Annotated in this window: 14 protein-coding genes; 10 read left to right on the forward strand and 4 right to left on the reverse strand. The window is 67.6% G+C overall.

Annotation, left to right across the window (positions count from 1 at the left end; genetic code table 11):
• Positions 1-5 precede the first annotated feature (5 nt).
• Positions 6-758: an SDR family oxidoreductase gene (locus QTI51_RS24870; RefSeq protein WP_116910907.1), complete on the reverse strand. Its 753-nt coding sequence runs from the start codon at positions 756-758 to the stop codon at positions 6-8.
• Positions 759-883: 125 nt separating this feature from the next.
• On the opposite strand from QTI51_RS24870, the gene QTI51_RS24875 reads away from it, so the two are divergent.
• The 6 genes from QTI51_RS24875 to QTI51_RS24900 all read left to right on the forward strand — a co-directional run bounded on the left by QTI51_RS24875 (position 884) and on the right by QTI51_RS24900 (position 6,311).
• Entirely contained in the window at positions 884-1,777 is an 894-nt protein-coding gene (locus tag QTI51_RS24875; protein WP_116910906.1) for a LysR family transcriptional regulator, read from the forward strand.
• Between the two features lie 112 nt (positions 1,778-1,889).
• Positions 1,890-2,051 carry a hypothetical protein gene (locus QTI51_RS24880; protein WP_165840383.1) on the forward strand — a complete coding sequence of 54 codons (162 nt, stop codon included), beginning with the start codon at positions 1,890-1,892 and terminating at the stop codon, positions 2,049-2,051.
• A 51-nt stretch (positions 2,052-2,102) separates the two neighbouring features.
• On the forward strand, positions 2,103-2,276 hold the full coding sequence (locus tag QTI51_RS24885) for a hypothetical protein (RefSeq protein WP_165840382.1): 174 nt from the start codon (positions 2,103-2,105) through the stop codon (positions 2,274-2,276).
• Positions 2,273-3,514: a hypothetical protein gene (locus QTI51_RS24890; RefSeq protein WP_132748885.1), complete on the forward strand. Its 1,242-nt coding sequence runs from the start codon at positions 2,273-2,275 to the stop codon at positions 3,512-3,514. The genes QTI51_RS24885 and QTI51_RS24890 overlap by 4 nt, the downstream gene beginning before the upstream one ends.
• A 221-nt stretch (positions 3,515-3,735) precedes the next feature.
• Positions 3,736-5,058: a pentapeptide repeat-containing protein gene (locus QTI51_RS24895; RefSeq protein WP_116910904.1), complete on the forward strand. Its 1,323-nt coding sequence runs from the start codon at positions 3,736-3,738 to the stop codon at positions 5,056-5,058.
• A gap of 83 nt (positions 5,059-5,141) precedes the next feature.
• Positions 5,142-6,311 carry a pentapeptide repeat-containing protein gene (locus QTI51_RS24900; protein WP_132748883.1) on the forward strand — a complete coding sequence of 390 codons (1,170 nt, stop codon included), beginning with the start codon at positions 5,142-5,144 and terminating at the stop codon, positions 6,309-6,311.
• Between the two features lie 23 nt (positions 6,312-6,334).
• Here the strand turns inward: QTI51_RS24900 and QTI51_RS24905 are convergent, their stop codons facing one another.
• Positions 6,335-7,867: an MFS transporter gene (locus QTI51_RS24905; protein WP_116911113.1), complete on the reverse strand. Its 1,533-nt coding sequence runs from the start codon at positions 7,865-7,867 to the stop codon at positions 6,335-6,337.
• A gap of 112 nt (positions 7,868-7,979) precedes the next feature.
• Between QTI51_RS24905 and QTI51_RS24910 the strand changes: the two genes are divergently transcribed.
• The gene (locus QTI51_RS24910) at positions 7,980-8,894 is read left to right on the forward strand and encodes a LysR family transcriptional regulator (RefSeq protein WP_116910903.1); all 915 of its coding nucleotides are present in this window, start codon (positions 7,980-7,982) and stop codon (positions 8,892-8,894) included.
• 38 nt (positions 8,895-8,932) lie between these two features.
• The gene (locus QTI51_RS24915) at positions 8,933-10,297 is read left to right on the forward strand and encodes an HD-GYP domain-containing protein (protein ID WP_116910902.1); all 1,365 of its coding nucleotides are present in this window, start codon (positions 8,933-8,935) and stop codon (positions 10,295-10,297) included.
• 4 nt (positions 10,298-10,301) lie between these two features.
• Here the strand turns inward: QTI51_RS24915 and QTI51_RS24920 are convergent, their stop codons facing one another.
• Positions 10,302-11,840: an AAA family ATPase gene (locus QTI51_RS24920; RefSeq protein WP_116910901.1), complete on the reverse strand. Its 1,539-nt coding sequence runs from the start codon at positions 11,838-11,840 to the stop codon at positions 10,302-10,304.
• Between the two features lie 96 nt (positions 11,841-11,936).
• Positions 11,937-14,453: an ABC transporter permease gene (locus QTI51_RS24925; protein ID WP_116910900.1), complete on the reverse strand. Its 2,517-nt coding sequence runs from the start codon at positions 14,451-14,453 to the stop codon at positions 11,937-11,939.
• 211 nt (positions 14,454-14,664) lie between these two features.
• On the opposite strand from QTI51_RS24925, the gene QTI51_RS24930 reads away from it, so the two are divergent.
• Both QTI51_RS24930 and fdnG read left to right on the forward strand, forming a co-directional pair.
• Positions 14,665-15,006, forward strand: a complete 342-nt coding sequence (locus QTI51_RS24930) for a hypothetical protein (protein WP_116910899.1) — start codon at positions 14,665-14,667, stop codon at positions 15,004-15,006.
• A 100-nt stretch (positions 15,007-15,106) separates the two neighbouring features.
• Positions 15,107-18,184 (forward strand): formate dehydrogenase-N subunit alpha, encoded by a 3,078-nt coding sequence (gene fdnG / locus QTI51_RS24935; RefSeq protein ID WP_165840379.1) that lies wholly within the window; start codon positions 15,107-15,109, stop codon positions 18,182-18,184.
• Positions 18,185-18,318 lie beyond the last annotated feature (134 nt).

Here is an 18,318-nt window from a genome sequence, read left to right on the forward strand (position 1 = left end):
GCGGCTCAGGCCACGCCGCCGTTGGCGCGCAGGACCTGTCCGTTGACCCAGCCCGCGTCCGGGCCGGCCAGGAACGAGACCACCGAGGCGATGTCCCCGGGCTGGCCCAGGCGCTGCAGCGGCGGCATCTTGGCGAAGGCCTGCACCTGCTCGTCGGTCTTGCCGTCGAGGAACAGCGAGGTGGCGACCGGGCCCGGCGCCACGGCGTTCACGGTGATGTCGCGCCCGCGCAGTTCCTTGGCGAACACATGCGTGAAGGCCTCGACCGCGGCCTTGGTGGCGTTGTAGATCGCGTAGCCCGGCATGTTCAGCGCGAGCGTGGTGCTCGAGAAGTTGACGACGCGCCCGCCCTCGTTGAGCCGCGTGGCGGCTTCGCGCAGGGTGTTGAAGGTGCCGCGCACGTTGATGTCGAAGGTCTGGTCGTACAGCGCGTCGGTGTGCTCGGCCAGCGGCACGGCCTTGAGCACGCCGGCGTTGTTGACCAGCACGTCGACCTTGCCGAGCTGCGCCTCGACGGCATCGAACATGGCGCGCACCTGTTCGGCGCTGGCCACGTCGGCCTTCACGGCAAGGGCCTTGCCGCCCGCCGCCTGCAGTTCGGCGACCAGGGCGTCGGCCTGTGCCGAGCTCGACGCGTAGTTGACGGCGACGGCGAAGCCGTCCTGGGCGAGCCGCTGCGCGATGGCGGCGCCGATGCCGCGCGACGCGCCGGTGACGAGGGCGACGCGGGAGTTGGCGATGTGGGCGGGGGTGTTCATGGTGCGTTTCCTTGGCAGGGAGTGGTGGGATGAACGAATGATCGATCGTTCCGCGCTAAAGATAATCACGCCCGCATCGTCATTACCATTCCATTTACTTCAACAATGAATGCGAGCGCAGCCCGATGGACCGTTTCCAGGAAATGCAGGCCTTCGTGCGCATCGCCGAGCGCCAGAGCTTCACGCAGGCCTCCGAAGACCTGCAGATTCCGCGTGCCACCGTCACCAACCTGATCAAGCGGGTGGAGCAGCGCATCGGCACCCGGCTGCTGGAGCGCACCACCCGCACCGTGCGCCTCACGCAGGACGGCGAGGCCTACTACCGGCGCTGCGTGCGGCTGCTGGCCGACGTCGAGGAGGCCGAGGGCCTGTTCCGCGACGAGGCACCCAAGGGCCTGCTGCGCGTGAACCTGCAGGGCACGCTGGCGCGGCACTTCGTGGTCCCGGCGCTGCCGGCCTTCCTGGCGCGCCACCCCGGGCTGGAACTGCACATCGGCGAGGACGACCGGCTGGTGGACCTGGTGCGCGAGGGCGTCGACTGCGTGCTGCGCGCGGGCACGCTGCAAGACTCGTCGATGGTCGCGCGCCGCGTGGCGCTGCTGCCGCAGGTGACGGTGGCGAGCCCCGGCTACCTGGCGGCGCACGGCGAGCCCGAGGGCCTGGAGGCGCTGGCGTCGCACCGCGCCGTCGACTACATCTCCAGCGGCACGGGCAAGGCGGTGCCGCTGGAGTTCACCGTCGACTGCAAGGTGACGACAGTGCACCTGCCGGCCGCCGTGTCGGTGACCGGTGCGGACCTGTACACCGGCTGCGCCGTCGCGGGCCTGGGCCTGGTGCAGGTGCCGCGCTACCGCGTGGCGAGCGAGCTGGCGGACGGCCGGCTGAAGGTGCTGCTGCCCGGCTTCGCGCCGCCGCCGATGCCGGTGTCGGTGCTGTATGCGCAGAACCGGCAGCTGTCGTCGCGCGTGCGGGTGTTCACGCAGTGGCTGCGGGATGTGTTCGAGACCGCTGAAACCTGAGGTCGGGCGCGCCCCCGGAGCGCCGGCGCGAGGTGACCATTGTTTGCAGTGCCTGCGCCATGGCGCACACAAACTGCCGCGACCCGATGGACCCACCCGGAGCGCGAAGCCCATGCCCCACACCCCCCGCACCGCCAGCGCGGTATGCGATTGCAGCGACCCGGCCCAAAAGGTGGCTGTGATTCTGTACCCCAGCCTCGGCACGCCGCTGCTGCTCGCTGCGAGCCAGGAGAAATGCAGCCTCTTCATCGCCACGGCATCGCTGGGGGTCTAGGCGTTGAGGAGTGGCAAAAAATCCGCGGGTGACGCGATCAGGAAGTGATGCATGGTCTCGCCGATGTTCCATGCAGACGCCAAGGCCGTGCTGTTCGAATTCACGCAAGGCTTTAGGAAGCGCATGGAGGTGCTGGAATGGAAATTCTTTGCGAGCCATTGCGAAGACAAGGGCTACATACCCGCCGAAGAAGTCATTGCCGGCAAGAAGACGAATCAGCGATGAAACATCACGCCATCGAACGTCGCCGTTTCACGCAGGCCGTACTGCTTGGCGCGGCTTGGGCGTCACCAGCAACAGGATTCGCCATGAGAAAAAACAACGTACGCACGCTGCAAAAAACTCTCGGATATCTCCTCGATCCAAGCCTACGGAAAAAGGAAGCGGGCGACTCCATCCTGGAGGTTCGCAACGTCGAGATCGCTGGCGTCGACTTCGGCGAGATTCTGTGGCGAAGCATCAAGTTCATCGACTGCGATTTCGTGGGGGCGTACGAGGTCAAGACGGACATGGAGGCAGTGACGTTTGCGGGCTGCCGGTTCGCCGGAGTCTTCAATTTCGGCAAGCTCACAAGCGTGGACTTCGTGCAGTGCACCGCCAGGGCCGGCACCTTCGTCGTCGGCGGTGTCGGGAGCAAAGGGGTGCGCTTTTCGGACTGCACGTTCACCGGGACCGATGCCGACCCCAATCGTTGGGGTGGGATGGGTTCTTATGGTGAAACGGAGTTCGTGCGTTGCAAGATGAAGTGGGCCAACGTGGTGAGCGAAACCCGGCACACCATCGTCGACTGCGACTTCGACAACGTCGACTGCACCGTCAGCAAAGACGGCGGCGGTTCTGAAGTGCTGATCGAAGGATCAAGGCTACGCGGAAAGTTCGACATGAGGCCGGCAACCCTTCTTTCGCTCACGGTGCGAGACACCGTGTTGGAAGAATTCGATCTCACGGACGCCACCGTCAAGGAAGGCATCCTCTTCGAACGCGTCAAAGGCGGCTACATCAACGCCTACGTCAAGGAAGCCGGGCGCCTCAGCGTGCGAAACAGCCAGATCTTCGGTAACGGCACAAAGGTCTTCGAGGCGTACGCCGGCGGAATCCGGGCCATCGACATCGACAACGTCGTGTTCGGCGGTGACCTCTCCACCGAACCCGTCACCATCGCCGGCGGCACGGGCCTCGACCTGGCCAACGTGCGAGCGCGCGTCAACGACAGCGTCGTCATTCAATCGAGCAAGGTGCCGCGTTTGAACACGCACCACATCCACACTTCGCTGTTCCAGATGCAGGGCTGCACGCTGGACAGCCTGGTGCTTTCGAACAGCCGCATCGCCCGGCTGGAACTCACCGCCAACACCATCGCCCGCTCGGCCGATTTCACCAACACCCAAGCCGGGGAAAGCAAGGTCCAGCCCTTCGCCAAAGGACAGGCCAAGCTCGAAGGTTCCAACATCAAGCCCCGTTAAGAGAGGTTTGCAGGCCACTCGACATCAGGCAGGCGACTGCGGCGCCCACCGGAACACCACCAGCGCCGTCAGCGCCGTCACCCCAGCTGGTACGCGCTTCCTGATAGGTGCTGGAGCTTTGCAATGGACTGTCGGCGCGACATTGAGGTTGTTTGCACGGCCAACTGCCCGGCACGCACAAACTGCCGCAACTGATCAAACCCGCTAGGAGCACGACGCCCATGCCCAACACCCCCCGGACCGCCAGCAGCTACGGCGAGTCCTTCGGCGGCACACCGTTGAAGCGCCGCGTCTTCACGAGCGCCGCATTGCTCATCACGGCGTTCGCCGCGCAAACAACAGGGTTCGCCATGAGAAAAAGCAACGTACGCACGCTCGACAAGAAATGGGCATACCTCCAGGACCCGGCCCTCCGAGCAAGGGAGACGGGCGATGCGGTTCTGGAGATCCGCGACGTCGAGGTGTCCGGCGTCAGCTTTGTCGATGCCTCATGGCGAAACATCAGGTTCGTCGATTGCGATTTCGTAGGGGCCTACGAGATCAAGGCAGACATGGAGGCCGTCGAGTTTTCGAACTGCCGATTCGCCGGGATATTCAATTTCGGAAAGCTCGTGAACGTCGACTTCCTGCGCTGCAGCGCCAGGGCCAACACCTTTGTCGTCGGCGGCGTGGCGAGCAAGGGCGTGCGCTTCGTGGACTGCAGCTTCACTGGCGTCGACCCCGACCCCAATCGCTGGGGCGGCATGGGGTCCTATGGCGAGACGGAGTTCACGCGTTGCAAGATGAAATGGACGAACGTCATCAGTGAGACGCGGCACATGATCGTCGGTTGCGACTTCGACACCGTCGACTGCAACGTCAGCAAGGACGGCGGTGGCTCCGACGTGTGGATCGAAAAATCAACGCTGCGCGGCATGTTCGACATGACGCCCGCGACGCTTCGTTCGCTCACCATCCGCGACACCGTGCTCGAAGAACTGACCCTCTCCGATGCAAAGGTCAAGGGCGACGTTCTCTTCGAGCGCGTCAAGGCGAGTTTCATCGATGCGAGCGTGGCTTCGGCTCGCAGTCTCACGGTCCGCGACAGTGAGATCCGGGGCAGCGGGCGGGATGTTTCTTTCGTCATGGCAATGGACAGCGCCCAGCAAGTCCTGCTCGAGAGAAGCAGCTTCGGCACGCCGATGACGATGAAGGTCAACCTGGGCCCGGGGCGTCCTCTGCAGGACGATGAATGGCGCACGACGCCGCTGAACGAACTGACGGTCATCCGCGATTGCAGCTTGCCGATGGTGGACGCCTCGTGGCTTGAAACCCGGCATCTCCGTTTCGAGCGCAACACGATCGGCAGCCTGAACATTTCCCACGGCCGTATCGGCAAACTGGAACTAGTGGGGAACACCATCGCCCGCTCAACCGATTTCACCAACACCCAGACCAGGGAAAACAAGGTCCAGCCCTTCGCCAAAGGACAGGCCAAGCTCGAAGGCTCCAACATCAACAGGCAGGCGACTCGAATGCCGGGTGCCGTCATCAAAGGCAAATAGCCCGTATGCAACGTCGCCGATTTCTCATTGCCGGTGCAGCCGCATTCGGAACACTTTCATCATCAACGCGAGCCGCAAACACCGTGAGAAAAAAACGAAGGATCGACAGTCTCGGCAAGGCCTTTGCGTACCTGCAAGACCCCGAACTCCGCCGCAAGGAAACCGGCGACGCCTTGCTGACCATTGAGGACGCTGAAGTCCACGGCGTGCGATTCGAGGGGTTGGCGTGGCGAAATGTGCTGTTCAAGAATTGCGACTTCCTTGGCGCCTATGAAGTCAAGCTCGCATCGATGAGCGACTGCAGATTCAGCGGGTGCCGGTTCTCCGGCATCTTCGCCTGGGGCGTGCAGAAGTCGGTGCGCTTCAGCGATTGCGGCGTGGCCGGCGCTTCGCACCTGTGGGGCGCCGAAGGCAGCAGCGCGGTGGTGTACGAGCGATGCGATTTCATTGGAACCAGCGAAGACTCGAATCACTGGGGCAGCATCGGAAGCTACGGGGAAGCAGCGTTCGATGGCTGCAGAGGGAAGTGGTTCGGCGTGCTGGGGCACTCGGCACTGGTGATTCGAAACTGTGAGTTCGACTCGATGCAGTGCCCGATCGACGCGAGGGAATCGAAAGGCATCGTCCCAAAAGTACAGATCATCGGGTGCAAGCTGAGGGGCAAGTTCGACTTGACTGCAAGCAACCTGCATTCGCTCGAAGTTATAGACACCGTGTTGGAAGAGTTCGATCTCACGGACGCCACCGTCAAGGAAACCATCCTCTTCGAACGCGTCAAAGGCGGCTACATCAACGCCTACGTCAAGGAAGCCGGGCGCCTCAGCGTGCGAAACAGCCAGATCTTCGGTAACGGCACAAAGGTCTTCGAGGCGTACGTTGGCGGAATTCGGGCCATCGACATCGACAACGTCGTGTTCGGCGGCAACCTCTCCACCGAACCCGTCACCATCGCCGGCGGCACGGGCCTCGACCTGGCCAACGTGCGAGCGCGCGTCAACGACAGCGTCGTCATTCAAGCGAGCAAGGTGCCGCGTTTGAATACGCACCACATCCACACTTCGCTGTTCCAGATGCAGGGCTGCACGCTGGACAGCCTGGTGCTTTCGAACAGCCGCATCGCCTGGCTGGAACTTACCGCCAACACCATCGCCCGCTCAACCGATTTCACCAACACCCAAGCCAGGGAAAGCAAGGTCCAGCCCTTCGCCAAAGGACAGGCCAAGCTCGAAGGCTCCAACATCAAGCCACGCTAAAACGGCGGGGAGCCCGGTCGACATCAACACGCAGGCGACTCCAACCCCACCGCCTGCTCCTCCCCACGCCCCTCGCGCCGCAAGAACAAAAACACCACCAGCGCCGTCAGCACCGTCACCCCCGCCAGCACGCACAGCAAGCTGCCGAACGCCGCGCCGTACGCCTGCAACACCCCCGCGCGGTCCACATCCGGCAGCAGGGCCAATGCCTGCGACAAGTCTCCCGTCGTCATGCGTTGCGCCGCCTGTGACACTGCCTGCGAGCCTGCGGCCGAATGTCCCAGCCGCGCCGCCACCAGCGCCGTGAGGCCCGCGCCCACCAGCGCCAGCGCGATGCCCTCGCCCGCCACCCGCACGGTGTTGAAGATGCCCGACGCCATGCCCGCCCGCTCGCGCGGCACCACGCTCACGGCCAGCCCGTCCATCAGCCCCCACGGCAGGCCGATGCCCGCGCCGATGAGCAGCAGCGCACCCGCCAGTTCGTGCAGCGGCGCACCGGGCGCGCAGCGGCTCAGCCACGCCAGCCCGGCCGCGCACACCAGCAGTCCCACCGCCGAGATCGCGCCCGCCGAGAACCGGTGCGCCAGCCACGCGGCCAATGTCGGCACCACCAGGATCGGCCCCGACAGCGCGAACATGAAGCTGCCCGCCTCCAGCGCGCTGCGCCCTTCCAGGCCGATGAAGCGAATCGGCAGCAGCACCAGCAGCACGACGAAACCGTAGGCCGGCGCGGCGGCCAGCAGCTGCACGCCGACAAAGCGCGGAAAACGGAACAGCGACAGGTCGAGCATCGGGTGCGCCACGCGCCGCTCGATGGCGATGAAGGCCGCGCCCATCAGTGCCGCGCTGGCCAGCAAGCCAACCACCCACGGGCTGCCCCAGCCGCTTTCTGGCGCCTGCAGCACGCCCAGCGTGAGCAGGCTCAGCGCGGCGGTAAAGCTCAGGGTGCCGGGCCCGTCGAGCCCCATGGCGTTCGGGTTGCGCGATTCGCGCATGCCGGGCGCGGCAATGCACAGCGCCACGAGGCTGGCCGCGCCGGGGCTCAGCATGACGGCCTGCCAGCCGAAGCGCTCGGCCAGCCAGCCCGACAGGATGGCGCCGCACGACAGCCCCACGCCGAACGAAGTGCCGATGGCGCTGAACGCCCGCATGCGCGCCGGGCCGTCGAACACCTGCGCCAGCGCCGCGGTGCCCGCGGCGAAGGCGGCCGCCGAGCCCAGGCCCTGCAAGGCGCGAACAAGGTCGAAGGCCACGATGCCCGGCGCCAGCGTGAGCAGCGACGCGCTTAGCGCCACCACCGCCAGCCCGAGCAGGAACACGCGCTTGCGCCCGTAGGCGTCGGCCAGCGCGCCGGCGGCCATCAACGTGGCGCCGAAGCTCAGCATGAAGGCGTTGGTCACCCAGTTGAGCTGCACCGGGCTGCCGCCGAGCGCGGCATGCACGGCGGGCAGCACCACCGCCGGGCCGGTGAAGCTCAGCGGCATGCCCAGCGCGGCAAGGCAGACGGCGGCGAGCAGCCAGTTCCTGGAAAACGTTGACGACAGGGACGAAGACATCGAGGACATCGCGGGTGCTTTCACGCAAAAACGAAAGCACGAAGATAAAAAGGATTGAATGAAATCAAAATAGCCGCGACGATCCTCAGACTCCCAACCAAAGGTTGCCAATATGGACAGCTTCGCCGGCCTTGAATCCTTCGTGCGCGCCGCCGACCTGCTGAGCTTCGCCAAGGCCGGGCGCCTGCTGGGCATCTCGGCTTCCGCCGTAGGCAAGAACGTGGCGCGGCTCGAACAGCAGCTCGGCGTGCGCCTGTTCAACCGCACCACGCGCCACACGCGGCTCACGCAGGAAGGCGCGCTGTTCCACGAGCGCTGCCGCCGCATCCTCGACGAGCTGGACGATGCGCGCGCCATGATGCAGGACGCCATTGCCGCGCCGCGCGGCCGCCTGCGCGTGAGCCTGCCGACCATCGGCTACCGCTTCCTGCTGCCGGTGCTGCCGGCCTTCAAGGCGCGCTACCCCGAGATCGAGCTCGACCTCGACTTCAACGACCGCCTGGTCGACGTGATCGCCGAGGGCGTCGACGTGGCCATCCGCAGCGGCGAGCTGGTCGACTCGCAACTGGTCGCGCGCCGGCTGGGGCCGTTCCAGTTCGTGCTGGTGGCCTCGCCGGCTTACCTGGCGCGCCAGGGCGTGCCGCAGGTGCCGGCCGACCTCGCGCGGCACGCCTGCCTGCGCTACAAGTTCGTCACCGGCGGCAAGGTCGAGGAGTGGGACCTGCCCGGCCTGCCCGAGCGCCTGCCGCCCGGCCTGCTGTGCAACAACATGGAGGCGATGCTGGGCGCGGCCATCGCGGGGCTGGGGGTGGCCTACATGCCCGACTTCCTGGCGCGCGACTCGCTGGCGCGCGGCGAACTGCAGCGCGTGCTGGCCGCGCACCTGGTGCGCCAGGGGCAGTTCTCGGCGCTGTGGCCTTCGAGCCGGCAGCTTTCGCCCAAGGTGCGGGCGTTCGTCGATTTCGCGGGCGAGCACATGTTCAAGGAAACCGTCGAAGACGCTGCCACCGGCCAAATTACGAAATAAGCTCTCAAGTTTCCACCGGCCTTGCCGATAAAACGAAGATGCTGCCTCCCAACGCCTCCCCGGACCCCCAGGCGTTCGCGACCGAAAACCTCGGGCTTTCCCCGCTCATCGGCTCGCTCAGCCATGCGCTGGACCTCACCTCGGGCCAGCCCCGGGGCCACGCGGTGCGCTCCTGCTGGATCGGCATGAACATCGGCCGCCAGCTCGGGCTGGACGAGCTGGCGCTGCGCGACGTGTACTACACCGTGCTCCTGAAGGACCTGGGCTGCAGCAGCAATGCGGCGCGCATTTCCGAGCTGTACCTGACCGACGACCTGCGCTTCAAGCGCGACCTCAAGCAGGTCGGCGACAGCTGGCCGCGCATGCTGCGCTTCGTCTTCACCCACACGGGCGCCAAGGCCAGCCTGCCGGCGCGGCTGCGCGGCCTGCTGAACGTGCTGCGCAACGGCCCGCAGATTGCCGACGAGCTGATGCGCACGCGCTGCACGCAGGGTGCCGCCATCGCGCGACAGCTGCGCTTCGGCGAAGCGGTGCAGCACGGCATTGCCAGCCTGCACGAGCATTGGGACGGCAGCGGCCGCCCGCAGCAGCGCCGGGGCGACGCCATTCCGCTGACCGCGCGCGTCGCGCTGCTGGCGCAGGCCGTCGACGTGCACCACACGGCGGGGCATGCGCCGCTGGCCATTCACGAGGCGCGCTCCCGCGCGGGCAGCTGGTTCGACCCGTCGCTGGTGGCCGCCTTCGACCACGTGGCGCTCGACCCGCTGTTCTGGCACCGGCTGGCATCGCCGGCGCTGGAAGCCCGCGTGTTCGCCATGGAGCCCGCAAGGGGCCGGGTCGCGGTGGACGACGACTACCTCGACGACATCGCCGAGGCCTTCGGGCAGGTGGTGGACGGCAAGAGCCCGTTCACGAGCGGCCACAGCGCGCGCGTGGCCGGCAACGTGGACGGCATTGCCCAGCACTTCGGCCTTGCGCCCGCGCGCCGGCGCTGGCTGCGCCGCGGCGCGCTGCTGCACGACGTGGGCAAGCTCGGCGTGAGCAACGCGGTGCTCGACAAGCCCGGCAAGCTCGACAGCACCGAGTGGGCCGCCATGAAGCGGCATGCCCAGCACACCGAGGCGATCCTCTCGCGCGTGGGCGCCTTCGGCGACCTCGGGCGCGTGGCCGCGGCCCACCACGAGCGGCTCGACGGCACGGGCTACCCGCGCGGGCTGAAGGCGCCGCAGATTCCGCTGGAGACACGCATCATCACGGCCGCGGACATCTTCGACGCGCTGTGCGCCAGCCGCCCGCACCGCGCGGCGATGCCGGTCGCGCAGGCGCTCTCGGTGATGGCCGCGAGCGTGGGCACGGCGATCGACCCGGCCTGTTTCGATGCGCTGCAGCGCATCGTCGCCTGACGGGTCAGGCCGGTTCGACCACCGCCGCCGGGGCGGTTGCGGCCACCGGGGCTGCAGGTGCAGGGGCGCGTGCAGGCACCGGCGCTGCAGCGGCAGCGGCAGCGGCAGCCGATGCAGTGTTGTCAGCCGCCATCCGGCTCAACGCCAGCGCCACCGTCAGCGGGTACAGCGTGCGCGCATCGCCCTCGGCGGTGTTGCTCACGGTGGTGCCGCCGGCCTCGCTCATGCAGGCCGTGCGCACCGCGTCGAGCCGGTGCGTGGGCACCATGAACGGCGAATGCGTGGTGTAGAGGATCTGGTTGCCGAAGTCGTTCTCGAAATGCGCCAACAGGTCGGCCTGCGAGTGGGCGTGCAGGTGCAGGCCGGGCTCGTCCAGCAGCAGCACGGCGGCTTGCACCGCGCCCTGGGTGTCGCCCTGGATGTCGGCCCGGGTGTCCGCAAAGAACGCGATGTAGAACGCGAAGAACCACTGGAAGCCGCGGCTGCGCTCGTTGAGGTTCACTTCCACCTCGTAGGCGTCGTCGGGGTCGGACACCAGCGTGTCCAGGTGCTGGCCGTCGAGGTTGAAGCGCACCTTCAGCGGCCGGTCCTTCCACAGCCGGCGGATCTGCGCCGTCACCACCGCGCCGGCGCGGTTGACCAGCTGGTTGCGCGTGGCCATGTCGTTCTTCTCGAGCAGCGCCTGCAGCTGGCGCGGGTCGAGCCCCGCCACCTTGCACAGCTTGCCGAAGCTGCGCTGCGCGGGCGTGCGCTGGCCCCAGCCTTCGCGCCCCAGGTACTCAGGGATGTTCTGGCGACCGGGCAGCGCGGGGTATTCGTCGACGTAGACGAAGCGCGGCAGCTTCTGCAGCACCCAGGCCCGGGCGCGGGCCAGCGCGGGCGCGTCGTTGGCGATGGCCAGGGCCATGTCCTCGAGCTCGGCCAGCATCTGCTCCTGCTTGTCGCTCAGCTCGGCGCCGGCCACGGCCAGCGCCTTGCGCAGCGCCTGCGCCGCCTGCACCGCGCCGGCGGACCAGCGGATGTAGTCGGGGCTCATGATCATCGCGGCGTCGAAGGTGTCGGCCTCCTGCTCGAGCAGGGCCTTGGCTTCTTCGGCGACTTTCTCCGCGGCGGCCTTCACGGCCGGCACGATCTTGCGCACCTTGGCCTTGATGTCGCTCACGTCCAGCGACAGCGCCGCCAGGCCTTCGAGCCCGGCCTGGCGCACCGCGGCGTAGCCCCGGCTCGCGGTGACGTGGCGCACGCCGGCCGCGCGCGGCAGCATCTCGGCGAGCACGGCCTGCTCGGCCTCGTCCAGCGCCCAGCGCGTGAACACCACCGGCGTGTCGCCCGTGCACTCGTCGAGGCGGCGGTGCCGCGGAAAGTCCTTGATGGGGCTGAGTTCGGCCAGGCCCTCGGTGGGGTTCAGGCTGTGGAGCGCGCGCAGCAGGTTCGATTTGCCGCTGTCATTTCGACCGAGGATCGCCGTGATCTGCGAGGAATGGATGAGGCCGCTGTCGTTGATCGAGCGAAAGTTGGTGATCTGGAATGACGCCAAGCGCATGCAGGGGTTTCTTTTCTGAATTGGATACGGGGTCGGGGAATGTATTGCATCCCCGACCCCGTACAGCCCCGACCGCCGCCCCGGCGCAGAAAAAAATTACTCGGCCGCGCGCCGCAGCGTGTCCACCACCGGGCGGCGCAGCACGTCGCGCAGGCCCCACCATCCGGCGCCCAGCGCCAGCACGGCGCCGGCCAGCGCGCCGGCCACCGGCACCAGCGGAGAAGCGGTCCAGGTGAACTCGAACACATAGCGCGCCAGCGCCCAGCCGATCACCGAGGCCACGATGCTCGCCAGGAAGCCCGCGAGCAGCCCCACGCCCGCCAGCTCCGCGCGCTGCACCTGGCGCAGCAGGCTGGCGCGCGCGCCCACCGCGCGCATCACCGCGAACTCGCGCGCGCGTTCTTCACGCGTGGCCGTCACGGCCGCGAACAGCACCACCAGCCCGGCGGCCAGCGTGAAGCCGAACAGGAACTCGACCGCGCGAATCACCTGGTCGAGCACGCGCTGCACCTGGTTGATGGTGGCGCTCATGTCGACGTTGGTCACGTTGGGGTAGCTGCGCACCAGCGCGTTGTCGAAGCCGCGCGTCTCGGGCGCGCGGAAGGCGCCCATGTAGGTCACCGGCACGTCGGCCAGCGAGGCCACCGTGTACATCACGAAGAAGTTGGCGTGCAGCGAACCCCAGTCGACCTTGCGCAGCGAGGTGACGCGCGCGTCGTTCTGCATGCCGCCGATGTCGAAGCGCAGCGTGTCGCCCAGCTTCAGGCCCAGCGTTTCGGCCAGGCCCTCTTCCACGCTCACCTCGCCGGCCGCGCCGGGCGTCCACTTGCCGGCCGTGATGGCGTTGTGCTCGGGCGCCTGCACCGCGTTGCTCAGGTTGAACTCGCGGTCGACCAGGCGCTTGGCGCGGTCTTCGGCGTAGTCGTCGGGCGTCACCGGCTTGTCGTTGATGGCGACCAGGCGGCCGCGAATCATCGGGTACCAGTCGAACTTGCCCACGCCCGCGTCGCGCAGCGACTTCTGGAAGGCGTCGCTCTGGTCGGGCATGACGTTGATGACGAAGCGGTTCGGCGCGTCGGGCGGCGTGGCCTGGCGCCAGCTGGCCACCAGGTCGGTGCGCAGCAGCACCAGCAGGACCAGCGCCAGCAGGCCCACCGACAGCGCGCTGACCTGCACCACCGCGTAGGCCGGCCGCGCCGAAATCTGCCGCGTGGCCAGCACCAGCCAGCGCGGCGCGGTGGTTTCGTTCACGCTGCGGCGCAGCACCTTCACCGCCAGCCAGCTCAAGAGCGCGAACACGGCCACCGCGCCGGCGAAGCCGCCGACCGCGATCAGCCCCAGCTTGATGTCGCTGCTGGCCGCCATCAGCAAGGCCGCGAAGCCCGCCACGCCCACGCCCAGCACCGCGAGCGAGGCCGGCTTGAGCCCGCCCACGTCGCGCCGGATGACGCGCAGCGGCGGCACCTTGGCCAGCTGCAGCACCGGCGGCAGGCCGAAGGCGAACAGCAGCGTCAGCCCCATGCCCAGGCCGAAGGCCACCGGCCACAGCGTAGCGGCCGGCAGCGCGGTTTCGACCAGTCCGGCCAGCAGCAGCACGAACACGTAGTGCACCGCGAAGCCGATGGCCACGCCCAGCCCGCTGGCCACCAGCCCGATGACCGCGAACTCGAACGAATAGGCCATCGCGATGGTGCGCTGGCTCTGGCCCAGCACGCGCAGCATGGCGCAGTCGTCCAGGTGGCTGGCCGCGAAGCCGCGCGCGGCCAGCGCCACGGCCACGGCCGACAGCAGCGCCGCCAGCAGCGCCACCAGGCTCAGGAATTTCTCCGCGCGGTCGAGCGTCTGGCGCATTTCGGGGCGGCCGCCCTCGAAGGAGTCGAGCCGCACGCCGCGCAGCTCGCCCTTCTTGATGGAGGCCTCGGCCCAGTCGGTGAAGCGCTTCACCGCCAGGTCGTTGCCGGCCACCGCATAGCGGTAGCCCACGCGGCTGGCCGGCTGCACGAGCGCGGTGCGCGCCACGTCGGCCTGGTTGAGCATGACGCGCGGCGAGAAGCTCATGAAGCCCGCGCCCCGGTCGGGCTCCAGCGTGATCACGCGGCCCACGCGCAGGCCGGTGTCGCCCAGCAGCAATGTGTCGCCCACCTTCAGGCCCAGCGAGTCGAGCAGCGAGGCATCGACCCACACCTCGCCGGCCGGCGGAATGTCGCGCGTGACCGCGCCCGCGCCGTCCAGCGTGGTCGACGTCTGCAGGCTGCCGCGCAGCGGGTAGCCGGGCGCCACCGCCTTCAGCGCCACCAGCTTGCTGGCGCCGCCTTGGGCCTCTTCGGCCCGCGCCATGGTCGGAAAGCCGTAGGTGCCCGTGCCTTCCAGGCCCAGCGATTTCGCCTGCGCCACGAAGGCCTCGGGCGTGGGGTTGTCGCTGACCACCACCGCGTCGCCGCCCAGCAGCTGGCGCGCATCGCGCTTCAGCCCGCCCTGCAGGCGGTCGGCGAAGAAGCCGACGGCCGTGAGCGCGGCCACGGCCAGCAGCACGGCAACGATCAACAGGCGCAACTCGCCGGCGCGCAGGTCGCGCCAGAGCGTGCGCCAACCCAGGCGGAGGGAGGCATTCATGGCCGCGACGATAGCCGAGAGCCCCGCACACGGCGGCATCCAAGGGTTATTGCCAAGCGATTGCAGGCCTTGGCCTACTTGATCGCACCAGAACGCTGCCGCATGATGCAAAAAACACCTTGCGGCACCCACGGGGCCTCGTCTTGCCGGCGCAGCGGGTGAACAGAACAACATTCCACTGCCTGGCCATCCTTTCCCCGAAGGAGTGTCGATGCCGAGAAGTCAGCGCCTGCCAACCCTGGGCCCCTGCCTTGCAGCGTGCCTGGCCCTGGGCCTCCTGCTGAGCGCCTGCGACCCCAAGCCAACTGCGACGGCCACTTCCACTTCCAGCCCCACGGCGAAGGCGCCCGAAGCCTCCGCAGGCCAGTCCGGCGCCAGCCCGAGCGGCATCAAGCCCGCCGACTCCGGCGACAAGGTCGACGAATCCACCGCCCACAAGGGCCCTTCCGAGGGCGGCGCGGCCGTCGGCGGCATGAGCGGGCCGAACGGGGGCGGTGCGGCAGGCGGTGCGGCGCCCGCGCCGAGCGGCGGCGACGGCACGGCCCCGAAGTAGCTGCACACCAAGAGAACAAGAGAACCCAGCCCCAGTTTCCCCACGCAAAGAAGAAGCTCCCGATGAAACACCCCACTTCAGCGATGCAGGAGGTCAGGTCATGGACATGAACCGCCGGCAATTCTTCCGCGTCAGCAGCGCGGGGCTGGTCGGCTCCAGCATCGTGGCGCTCGGCTTCTCGCCGACCGCCGCGCTGGCCGAGGCCCGCAACTTCAAGCTCGCGCGCACCACCGAGACGCGCAACACCTGCCCCTACTGCTCGGTGGGCTGCGGGCTCATCATGTACAGCCTGGGCGACAAGGCGAAGAACGTGGTGTCCGACATCCTGCACATCGAGGGCGACGCCGACCACCCCGTCAACCGCGGCACCCTGTGCCCCAAGGGCGCGGGCCTGCTCGACTTCGTGCACAGCCCCAACCGCCTGAAGTACCCCGAGGTGCGCGAGGCCGGCAGCATGGAGTGGAAGCGCATCGGCTGGGACGACGCGCTCGACCGCATCGCCAAGCTGCTCAAGGCCGACCGCGACGCCAACTTCCAGACCACCAACGCCGACGGCAAGACCGTCAACCGATGGACCAGCTCCGGCATGCTGTGCGCGTCGGCCTCCTCCAACGAAACGGGCTACATCACCCACAAGGCATTCCGCTCGACCGGAATGCTGGTGTTCGACAACCAGGCACGCGTCTGACACGGACCCACGGTGGCCAGTCTGGCCCCGACGTTCGGCAGAGGCGCAATGACCAACCACTGGCAGGACATCCAGAACGCGGACGTCGTGCTGATCATGGGCGGCAACGCGGCGGAGGCGCACCCCTGCGGCTTCAAGTGGGTGATCGAGGCCAAGAAGCAGAACAAGGCACGCCTGGTGGTGGTCGACCCGCGCTTCACGCGCTCGGCCGCCATGGCCGACTACTACGCGCCGGTGCGCGCGGGCTCGGACATCGCGTTTCTCGCGGGCGTCATCAACTACCTGCTGGGCAACGAGAAGATCCAGACCGAGTACGTGCGCAACTACACCAACGCGCCGTTCATCGTGGGGCCCGACTACAAGTTCGAGGACGGCATCTTCAGCGGCTACAACGCCGAGAAGCGCAACTACGACCCCAAGTCGTGGAACTACGCGCTCGACGACGCCGGCATGGCGAAGGTCGACATGACCATGCAGGACCCGCAGTGCGTGCTGCAGGTCATGAAGCGCCACTACGCGCGCTACACGCCCGAGATGGTGAGCCGCATCACGGGCACGCCGCAGGACAAGTTCCTGAAGGTGTGCGAGTACATCGCGAGCACCAGCACGTCCACGCGCACCATGACCATCATGTACGCGCTGGGCTGGACGCAGCACAGCCAGGGCTCGCAGATGATCCGCACCGGCGCCATCGTGCAGCTGCTGCTGGGCAACATCGGTGTAGCCGGCGGCGGCATGAACGCGCTGCGCGGGCACAGCAACATCCAGGGGCTGACCGACCTGGGGCTGCTGTCGAACTCGCTGCCGGGCTACATGTCGCTGGCGCGTGACAGCGAGCAGACGCTGGAGGACTACTACAAGACCCGCGCCCTGAAACCGCTGCGCCCCAACCAGATGAGCTACTGGCAGAACTACCCGAAGTTCTTCGTCAGCATGCAGAAGTCGTGGTGGGGCGACGCGGCCACCGCGCAGAACGACTGGGGCTTTCACTACCTGCCCAAGATCGACAAGCTCTACGACGTGCTGCAGGCCTTCGAGCTGATGAACCTGGGCAAGCTCAACGGCTACATCTGCCAGGGCTTCAACCCGGTGGGCTCGTTCCCGGACAAGAAGAAGATCGTCGACGGGCTCTCCAAGCTCAAGTTCCTGGTCACCATCGACCCGCTGGTGACCGAGACCAGCGAGTTCTGGCGCAACTTCGGCGAGTTCAACGACGTGAAGACGGCCGACATCCAGACCACGGTGTTCCGCCTGCCCTCGACCTGCTTCGCGGAAGAAGACGGCTCGCTCACCAACTCCAGCCGCTGGCTGCAGTGGCACTGGAAGGGCGCGGAGCCGCCCGGCGAGGCCAAGGGCGACATCGAGATCGTGGCGAGCCTGTTCAACCGCATGCGCCAGGCGTACATCAAGGACGGCGGGGCGTACCCCGACCCGATCGTCAAGCTGACCTGGCCCTACAAGATTCCCGACTCGCCTTCCGCGCAGGAACTGGCGATGGAATACAACGGCCGCGCGCTCACCGACCTGCTCGACGCCAAAGACCCGAGCAAGCCGCCGACCGCGAAAGCCGGCGAGCAGCTCTCGGGTTTCGGCCTGCTGCGCGACGACGGCAGCACCGCCAGCGGCTGCTGGATCTACAGCGGCGCGTGGACGCAGGCCGGCAACCAGATGGCGCGGCGCGACAACGCCGACCCGTACGGCATCGGCCAGGCGCTGAACTGGGCGTGGGCCTGGCCGGCGAACCGGCGCATCCTGTACAACGGCGCCTCCACCGACCCGACCACGGGCAAGCCCTGGATCGCCAGGCGCAAGCTCATCGCGTGGGACGGCAAGCAGTGGACCGGCTCGGACATTCCCGACATCCGGCCCGACGCCAACCCGATGGAGGCCGACGCGGTGCGCCCCTTCATCATGACGGCCGAGGGCGTGGCGCGGCTCTTCGCGCCCACGGGCATGGCCGAAGGGCCGCTGCCGGAGCACTACGAGCCCTTCGAGTCGCCGCTGGTGAACAACCTGATGCACCCGAACAACGCGGTGGCGCGCGCCAACCCGGCGGCGCGCATCTTCAAGGGCGACCTCGAGCGGCTGGGCGTGCCGGCGGACTTTCCGTACGTGGCCACCAGCTACCGGCTGACCGAGCACTTCCACTACTGGACGAAGAACGTGCGCACCTCGGCCATCATCCAGCCGCAGCAGTTCGTGGAGATCGGCGAGGAGCTCGCGAAGGACAAGGGCATCGCGCACGGCGACATGGTCAAGGTGTGGAGCAAGCGCGGCCACATCAAGGCGGTGGCGGTGGTGACCAAGCGCATCGTCGGGCTGCAGGTGGACGGGCGCACGGTGCACACCGTGGGGCTGCCCAACCACTGGGGCTTCGTGGGCATCGCGAAGCCGGGGTACCTGGTGAACACGCTCACGCCGTTCGTGGGGGATGCGAACACGCAGACGCCGGAGTACAAGTCGTTCACTGTGAATATCGAGAAGGCGTGAGATGAAGCAGCTTCTCGACACACTCGATGCCCTGGTCTTTCTCCCTCCCCCGCTGGGGGAGGGCCGGGGTGGGGGCACGACGGCCTCCACGACCACGCGGCGCCTCATCGAAGGCCTGCCCCCATCCCCGCCTT

The organism is Variovorax sp. J22G73, assembly GCF_030317035.1.
GTDB lineage: Bacteria > Pseudomonadota > Gammaproteobacteria > Burkholderiales > Burkholderiaceae_C > Variovorax.

Excerpts from the sequence above, each read along its gene's own strand:
- QTI51_RS24925 (WP_116910900.1), bottom strand. The coding sequence starts at position 14,453 with ATGAATGCCTCCCTCCGCCTGGGTTGGCGCACGCTCTGGCGCGACCTG.
- QTI51_RS24880 (WP_165840383.1), top strand. The coding sequence starts at position 1,890 with ATGCCCCACACCCCCCGCACCGCCAGCGCGGTATGCGATTGCAGCGAC.
- QTI51_RS24885 (WP_165840382.1), top strand. The coding sequence starts at position 2,103 with ATGGTCTCGCCGATGTTCCATGCAGACGCCAAGGCCGTGCTGTTCGAA.
- QTI51_RS24930 (WP_116910899.1), top strand. The coding sequence starts at position 14,665 with ATGCCGAGAAGTCAGCGCCTGCCAACCCTGGGCCCCTGCCTTGCAGCG.
- QTI51_RS24915 (WP_116910902.1), top strand. The coding sequence starts at position 8,933 with ATGCTGCCTCCCAACGCCTCCCCGGACCCCCAGGCGTTCGCGACCGAA.
- QTI51_RS24910 (WP_116910903.1), top strand. The coding sequence starts at position 7,980 with ATGGACAGCTTCGCCGGCCTTGAATCCTTCGTGCGCGCCGCCGACCTG.
- QTI51_RS24890 (WP_132748885.1), top strand. The coding sequence starts at position 2,273 with ATGAAACATCACGCCATCGAACGTCGCCGTTTCACGCAGGCCGTACTG.
- QTI51_RS24870 (WP_116910907.1), bottom strand. The coding sequence starts at position 758 with ATGAACACCCCCGCCCACATCGCCAACTCCCGCGTCGCCCTCGTCACC.
- QTI51_RS24920 (WP_116910901.1), bottom strand. The coding sequence starts at position 11,840 with ATGCGCTTGGCGTCATTCCAGATCACCAACTTTCGCTCGATCAACGAC.
- QTI51_RS24895 (WP_116910904.1), top strand. The coding sequence starts at position 3,736 with ATGCCCAACACCCCCCGGACCGCCAGCAGCTACGGCGAGTCCTTCGGC.
- QTI51_RS24875 (WP_116910906.1), top strand. The coding sequence starts at position 884 with ATGGACCGTTTCCAGGAAATGCAGGCCTTCGTGCGCATCGCCGAGCGC.
- QTI51_RS24905 (WP_116911113.1), bottom strand. The coding sequence starts at position 7,867 with ATGTCTTCGTCCCTGTCGTCAACGTTTTCCAGGAACTGGCTGCTCGCC.